Origin of the sequence: Lentilitoribacter sp. EG35, assembly GCF_040784015.1 — a bacterium.
Taxonomy (GTDB): domain Bacteria; phylum Pseudomonadota; class Alphaproteobacteria; order Rhizobiales; family Rhizobiaceae; genus Lentilitoribacter.
Map to the genome: position 1 here is coordinate 1 of NZ_JBFNGQ010000022.1, position 7,026 is coordinate 7,026.

6 protein-coding genes and 1 pseudogene are annotated in these 7,026 nt (G+C 44.2%); 2 read left to right on the plus strand and 5 right to left on the minus strand.

Annotated elements, in window-relative coordinates; translation table 11 throughout:
- Positions 1 to 331, plus strand: a pseudogene (locus AB2J24_RS19610) (DDE-type integrase/transposase/recombinase); the annotation flags it as partial.
- A gap of 192 nt (positions 332 to 523) precedes the next feature.
- On the opposite strand, the gene AB2J24_RS19615 reads toward AB2J24_RS19610, so the two are convergent.
- The 5 genes from AB2J24_RS19615 to AB2J24_RS19635 form a co-directional block, all read right to left on the minus strand.
- The gene (locus AB2J24_RS19615; protein ID WP_367386776.1) at positions 524 to 1,348 is read right to left on the minus strand and encodes a phosphodiesterase; all 825 of its coding nucleotides are present in this window, start codon (positions 1,346 to 1,348) and stop codon (positions 524 to 526) included.
- Positions 1,349 to 1,417: 69 nt separating this feature from the next.
- Entirely contained in the window at positions 1,418 to 2,680 is a 1,263-nt protein-coding gene (locus tag AB2J24_RS19620) for an extracellular solute-binding protein (RefSeq protein WP_367386777.1), read from the minus strand.
- 133 nt (positions 2,681 to 2,813) lie between these two features.
- A complete protein-coding gene (locus tag AB2J24_RS19625; protein ID WP_367386778.1) occupies positions 2,814 to 3,725 on the minus strand; it encodes a carbohydrate ABC transporter permease in 912 nt (303 codons plus the stop codon).
- The gene (locus AB2J24_RS19630; RefSeq protein ID WP_367386779.1) at positions 3,718 to 4,638 is read right to left on the minus strand and encodes a carbohydrate ABC transporter permease; all 921 of its coding nucleotides are present in this window, start codon (positions 4,636 to 4,638) and stop codon (positions 3,718 to 3,720) included. Before AB2J24_RS19630 ends, AB2J24_RS19625 begins: the two co-directional genes overlap by 8 nt.
- Positions 4,635 to 5,780 carry an ABC transporter ATP-binding protein gene (locus AB2J24_RS19635; protein ID WP_367386780.1) on the minus strand — a complete coding sequence of 382 codons (1,146 nt, stop codon included), beginning with the start codon at positions 5,778 to 5,780 and terminating at the stop codon, positions 4,635 to 4,637. The genes AB2J24_RS19630 and AB2J24_RS19635 overlap by 4 nt, the downstream gene beginning before the upstream one ends.
- A 113-nt stretch (positions 5,781 to 5,893) precedes the next feature.
- Between AB2J24_RS19635 and AB2J24_RS19640 the strand changes: the two genes are divergently transcribed.
- On the plus strand, positions 5,894 to 6,754 hold the full coding sequence (locus AB2J24_RS19640; protein WP_367386781.1) for a LysR family transcriptional regulator: 861 nt from the start codon (positions 5,894 to 5,896) through the stop codon (positions 6,752 to 6,754).
- Positions 6,755 to 7,026: the final 272 nt, after the last annotated feature.

The window sequence follows — 7,026 nt, forward strand, 5'->3', positions numbered from 1 at the left end:
AACAAGCCATTGATAATAACGATGTGCCGGACAAAGTAGTCATCGACAAAAGTGGTGCCAATTTGGCGGGATTGCTATGGACCAATGTAATGTTGAAATTCACGAACAGAAGTAAGTTGATCAAGATAATGCAAGTGAAATATCTGAACAACATTATGGAGCAGGATCACCGTTTTATCAAAAAACTGACACGCCCCATGATGAGTTTCAAATCGTTCTATTCAGCTTCAGCAACGCTGCAGGGAATTGAGATAGCACATAGATCCGGAAACATCAGTTCGGCAGAACCAACCAATTAGCATTCCAACAATTTGCTGCATTCGCTGAATAATTGCGTCTACAGATAGGGCTAACTTAACCTGCAACAAACTTTGCGACATTACCCCGTCCGATACCCTGGTGTTGAAGTTGATGATGCACTGGAAATAGCAGAAAAGATTGAAGTCTGAACACAGAGGTGGAGCGGAAATGCTTCACCTCAGATGATTTTTGACTAGATGTGCATTCCCAGAACCCACAACAATTACCTGATCATCGTTATTTTATCCCAATCTGCATATTCAGGGCTTCCTTCATTGCGTACATTGCCTTTGTAACCATATTCGACCATGTGGATCATTGTGCTGTTTTTATCAGCAAAGATGACAGCGTAGGATTCTGTTAAGTCTGCCGCAGATAGGAGGCGTTCAGCTGCAAAATTTGGCCAGCCGGCATGGTTTGTTCCACGCGGTGCAAAAAATGGAATTCCATGAAATGTGCCAGATAAGGGCAGATGGCAATGACCATGAAGGATATGCGATATCTTATCCTTAAAAGGCCTTATTATCTCACCAAATCTGCTGGAATCCAAAAGCATGATCTCATCCATGGGCTTGACATGCGATGGCACCGGATTGTGGTGCATAAAAATCCAAATTGGACCATCAAGTTCTGTCAATTGATAAGATAACCATTTTGCGCGATCTTCACAAAAGAAGCCTGCATGGCTTTCTGGACCCCAGGTATCTAACAAGATTGCGTGACCTATTGATAGGGGAACAACTGAATGTACAAATCCACCATCACCTTCAAGATCAGGGAATTGCTTTAAAAATGTAGGGCGGTCATCATGGTTGCCAATACACAGATGAACCGGCAGCGGAAGCTTATCCAACTGTTCAGCTAAACGTTTATAATCATCCGTCTCGCCCCAGTCAGATAGATCACCCGTTATAAACATGGCCTCTGCATCCGAATGGTGTTTCATAGCGTGTTCTATAGCTTGTGCAAAATTTTTGTTTGGATCCCGCCCACCAATAGTCTGGCCGGGAGCTGTCAAATGGATGTCTGTCAGTTGGAGAAATTTCATCATATATCCGTGGGGTGTAATTTAAAATGAACGCCCCAATTTAATGAGGCGCTCTTGAGCTGGGCGAGTTTAAGAACCTGCAGGTAAAAGATCCTGAACTTCTTCAGAAAGTTCAGTTTGCAACTCTTCCATGTCGTCGTATTCACCCGTTACAATACCTTCGATCGCATCATAGATAACTTGGGTTACAGCAAGTCCGTTGTCACCGGGATATGCTTGCCAATCACGTAGCAAAGGAAGCTGACGAACCGCTGTCGCTTTGGCAGGATTTTGGCTATAGAAATCTTTCAAAATGATTTCGTTAGCAGCTTGGTTTGGCGGCATGTAGCCAGTTGTACGCGCAACTTCGGCGGCCCCTTCACCAGATGTGATGAATTTGAGCCATTCCCAAGCAGCATCCAATACCTTTGGATCATCAGATGTAGATGTCAACATTGCTGAGTTACCACCAGCAGGAAGACCAAGTGGACCACCAGCGACGATTCCTGGATATTCATTTGTTACAAGTGTGAAATCACCCATTGAACGCTCAACCGCGCCAACAGCAGATGTTGACCAGTACATCATGCCAATTTCACCAGCAGAGAAAGATGCAAGGGCAGACTTCCACTCAATATTTTGCATATCACAACCGCGGAAGATCGATTTCATTGTGTTAAGTGCTGTCAGGCCTTCAGCTTCGTCCAATTGGAAGTCTGCTCCCATAACTGTTGGCTTGTCTTGGCTCCACATAAGAGCTTGCAAGAACCAGTTACCTGTGATGTTCCAGCCCCAAAACATAGGGTTTTTAACGCCAGCTTCTGTAAGCTTGCCACATGTGTCAATCACTTCGTCCCAAGTCTTTGGTAATTGGTCAACTTCGGTGATACCAGCTTTCGCCATCACTTCCATGTTGTAGTAACCAACCGGAAGAGAAATTGAGAATGGAAGACCATATACTTCGTCGTTGAATGTTCCCAGATCAAGCATCGCTTTGTGATAACCGTCTTTCGCAAAATCAGCTTCTTTTGCGATAAATGGTTCAAGAGATTTTGCGATACCTTTGTCGACCAAAATTGCCTGACGGTTTAGGCCCTGCATCGTCACGTCAGGCAATTCGTTTGCAACAGCTTCACGAAGAATAACATTTGATGCATCTTCATAGGATTCGTATGTTGCGCGGAATTTTACTTCAATATTTGGGTGTGCTGCCTTGAAAGCAGGCATAATCTTCTCATAAGTCACATCAAAGAGGTGCGAATAAGGGTAAGCAAATTCAATTGTTACCTTCTCATCAGCCATTGCAGTGGTTGCAAAAAGCGAAAGAGCCATTGCAGAAAATAGTTTTTTCATTAGATTATCTCCAGTTGCCTTAGTCTCGTTGGTTGGGCCCGTTCTTGTTTGCGCTTGTCCGGTCCCTATTTGATCCCTTTCGGGATTTCGGTGATGGGCGTGCTCATAATCAGCACGCCCTCATAGTTTTGATCTACTTCATTCCAGAGAGTGTTATTCCTTCAATGAAGCGCCTTTGCGCCAGCGCAAAAGCGGCTAAAAGTGGTGTTACAATTATGACCGCTGTTGCCATCATTGGTCCGAAATTATCACCATCTGCATCCCCTTTAAATTCGCGAAGTCCCAATGGCGGTGTGAAAAGATCCCGATTTCCGGTAATTACAATGCGCGGCCAAAAATAATCGTTCCAGTGGGCCACGATACTAAAGATCGCGAAGGCCATTAATGCCGGAATTGCAGTCGGTAACATGACATTCCAGATGATTGAATATTCGCTCATTCCGTCCATGCGCGCCGCATCGATCAAGTCATCAGGCACGGTCATAAAAAACTGCCTCATCAGGAAGATGCCAAAAACAGAGATTGTCCATGGTACAACGAGGGCTGCATAGGTGTTGGTAAGCCCCAGTTTAGCAAGCATGATGTAAAGCGGAAGCGCGATCGCATGAACTGGAATTAGCAAGCAAAACAGAACTAATGCAAACACGGCATCACGCCCCCAAAAACGCAGTTTTGCGAGAGCATAGGCGCAGGGCAGAGCGACAACCACCTGAATGAAAAATATAGACGCTGTCACAACAATGCCGTTTAAAAGATAACGCAATAAAGGCGCTTTTTCGAATGCAGTCGTGTAGTTGTAGATCCACGGCGTGACCATGCAGTCAGCCACTGTATTACCTAACTTGATGCAATAGTCATCTCGAAAAGGTGCTTGCGACCCAAAAAAACCGCCTACGTTTTGCATGATCTCCGCCGGTGATTTAAGCGAATATGATACCATGACGTAAAATGGCAGAAGGACAATCAATGCACCGAGTATGAGTACGGCATGTTTGATCGTACATGATGTTGAAAAACGAGTGTTAAGTAATGAGGTGTTAGACATAATGGGTTCTCCGCTCAACAAGCCAACGTTGAAAGATTGTCAGCAGCATGACAAAAAGCAAGAAGACGACAGTGATGGCGGCTCCTACACCCATGAGGTTTTGCTGGATACCTTTTTCATAGATGGCAAACATCATCACATAAACAGATTTTGATGGTCCGCCGCCTTGTGGGTAAAAAGCTTCAACCATGTCAAAAACCTGAAAGCTTCTGATAAAGCTGATGGTGACAACAAACACTGTTGTTGGTCCCAGCATTGGCCAAGTAATTAAGAAAAAGCGTTCCCAACTGGATTTTGCGCCATCCATTTCGGCAGCCGCATAAAGCTCTTTGGGTATGCCGGTTAGTCCAGCAAGATACAGAACCATGTTGAAGCCAAAGCCTTGCCAAATACCGATAAACGAAACAGTCCAAATCGCGTAATCACGATCATTGAGCCAAAGTGGGAAGGTCTTCTCACACCCTTTTGCATACCAACTCCAGTTTTCTAAAAATGTACCGCAGCCACGCTCCAATGTAGAATTGATGATACCAATCGTTGGGTGAAATGCGAATTCCCAAACAATCGCCATGGCAATGAGTGCGGACATAACCGGTAGAAAGTAAATTGTCTTATAAACATCACCAAAGCGGGTGAGTGAATTGATGAGAAGTGCCGCACCAAGCCCCAGACCCACCGTCATCGGAACAACTATGAACACATAGCGAAAAGTCGCACCAAACATTTTCTCATAAGTGGTACGCGTGAAAATTTGTTCATAGTTTTTAAACCCAACAAATTCGGCGCCGCTATTGCCTAGCGAGAAGTTCGTAAAGCTTATGCCAAGTGCAATGAGAATGGGTATCAAAAGAATGACGGCCATTAAAAAAAGTGCTGGACTTATAAACCATAAATGGGCGCGAGATCCCCTCATGAAGCCATCTCGCTCGGTTCATTTACGTGAGTTTGAAGGCGAAGGCCATGATGGTCAAATATCATCATTTTATCGAGATTGAGTTCAAAGTGGACGAGGTCTTTCAGCCGGTGCTTTAAACCTTCGTTCGCCGAGGTGCGGATGATGACGGGTTGCTCTTCTTCCTGAATTTTCAAATGATAGAAAAGGTCTGCTCCAAGGTTTTCGATATGAGAAACAAAGCCTTTAAAAGCACTCACATGCTCATTGCAAAAAGACAGGTGTTCTGGCCGAATTCCAACTTGGATGCTTGGGCTTTGAGATGGTGCTAAAAGATCAAGTGTCTTATCCAATATTTTAACATGAGCATTTTCATCAATTGCACCAGAGATGATATTAATTGCAGGTGATCCGATGAATTTGGCGACCTCAATTGTATTTGGATTGCGATATATCTCATCTGGTGGACCATATTGCAGAATCTTGCCATTCATCATAACAGCCATTCGGCTTGACATGGTCAGAGCTTCTGCCTGATCATGGGTCACATACACAAATGTGGAGCCGAGCCTTTGATGCAATTGTGAAAGTTCAGCACGCATATGAACACGTAAGGCGGCATCTAAATTTGACAGCGGCTCATCCATTAAAAACGCAAGAGGGTTTCTAACCATCGCTCGGCCAAGGGCAGCTCTTTGACGTTGCCCTCCAGAAAGTTGGCCGGGTTTTCTATTAAGAAGTTCTGTGATCTTCAGAATCTCTGCAGTCTTCTTTACTTGATCAATCAGTGGTCGATACTTGGCGCGTGACAATAGTGGACCAAACACGGGTAGTCTTTCCCTCGCCTTTAAATCGCGAAGCTTGAGCGGTGTCATCATGTTTTGGCTGATAGTAAGATGGGGATAAAGCGCGTAGGACTGAAACACCATGGATAGGTTTCGATCTGCAGGCCGGACAGATGTGACATTTTTCCCATCAATAAGCACACTTCCCTTATCAGGCTGCTCAAGTCCAGCTAAAATCCTCAGCAGGGTAGACTTGCCGCAACCAGACGGGCCAACCAATGTGACGAACTCTTTGTCCCGTATGTCCAGATCAACGCCCTTTAAGACTTCGGTCGCACCAAATTTCTTATAAATATTGTTCAGGCTGATATTAGACATCTTAGCTCCCAACGTTGGCTGACCGAAACCTATTAAGTCTAAGAGACAATCATGTGACGTAATATTAGTGACACTTATAGGCGTTAGAGTTTGGAAAAATTGGAGTCAGACTTATGCGCACAAACCCATATAGGATTGCAGCTTTTGCACATGTTGCACGGGAGGGGAGCTTTTCTGCCGCCGCAGAAAAATTAAATGTGTCCCAGTCAGCCATCAGTCAACATGTGGGCAAACTTGAACATGCACTTGGTTCAAAATTGTTGGTCCGAGATCGCGACGGCTTTTCACTGACATCAACAGGCGTAGAATTTTACGAGTTGGCAGACCGTTTTGTGACACTGGACAGGCTGATTGATGAAAAAATCTCAAGGTTCTCTCAATTGGAAGATGGGCATATCTCTGTCATTGCCAATGCACCACTTCCGGCGCTGCAACACATATCTCGGTTCACTGAAATCTATCCAGATGTGAATATCGATTTCACACTTTATGATTGGACAACTGCAACATCATTATTACGCCAGAGAAAGGCCGATATTGCTTTTATAACCGAGCCACCGTCCTCAAATGAATGGGTGTCCCGAAAAGTTGCTACAGTTAAATATGTTTTATATGTGCTACCGAAACATCCGCTATCTAAACGAAAACGAATTTCCCTGAACGAGTTATGGGATGAAGCTCTTTTACTACCGGAAAAGGGATCACTGACCGAGCGGGAAGTTACTGCGGCGCTTAAGAAACACAATATATCAATTCGAAGAACCATCAAAACAACCACTTTTCCGGTCATGAAAGAGGCCATTATGCATGGTGTCGGAATTGGTATCTTTTTAGATGGAAGTGCAAGTAACGATAAATCCCTTGTCTCCATTCAGATCGATGAAATGGATAAAGAATATGAAACTCATATCGTCATTCCAAAAGATAAATATGATCTCAGGCTTATTCAGAATTTCATTGTTTCAGCCGTGTGAGTAAGACTGCGAGTTAAGCAGCCGACTTCCGCCTTGGGCCACAGGACTAAATCACTCCGCGATATATTTGCTGAGTGCGGTATATTTTTGGTTATTTAAATGTTGTGCGATAACCATGTTTTCTGATTGTGGCCACAAGGTTTGAGATTTTCCTGATGATTGAGGTGTTTAACCTCATATCAGACAGGAGTATTGTCATGCATACCAATATTACAGAACGCACAGTTTCCACTAACCCAATAACTAATCCTAAGGTCAGACCGCTTCGTCAG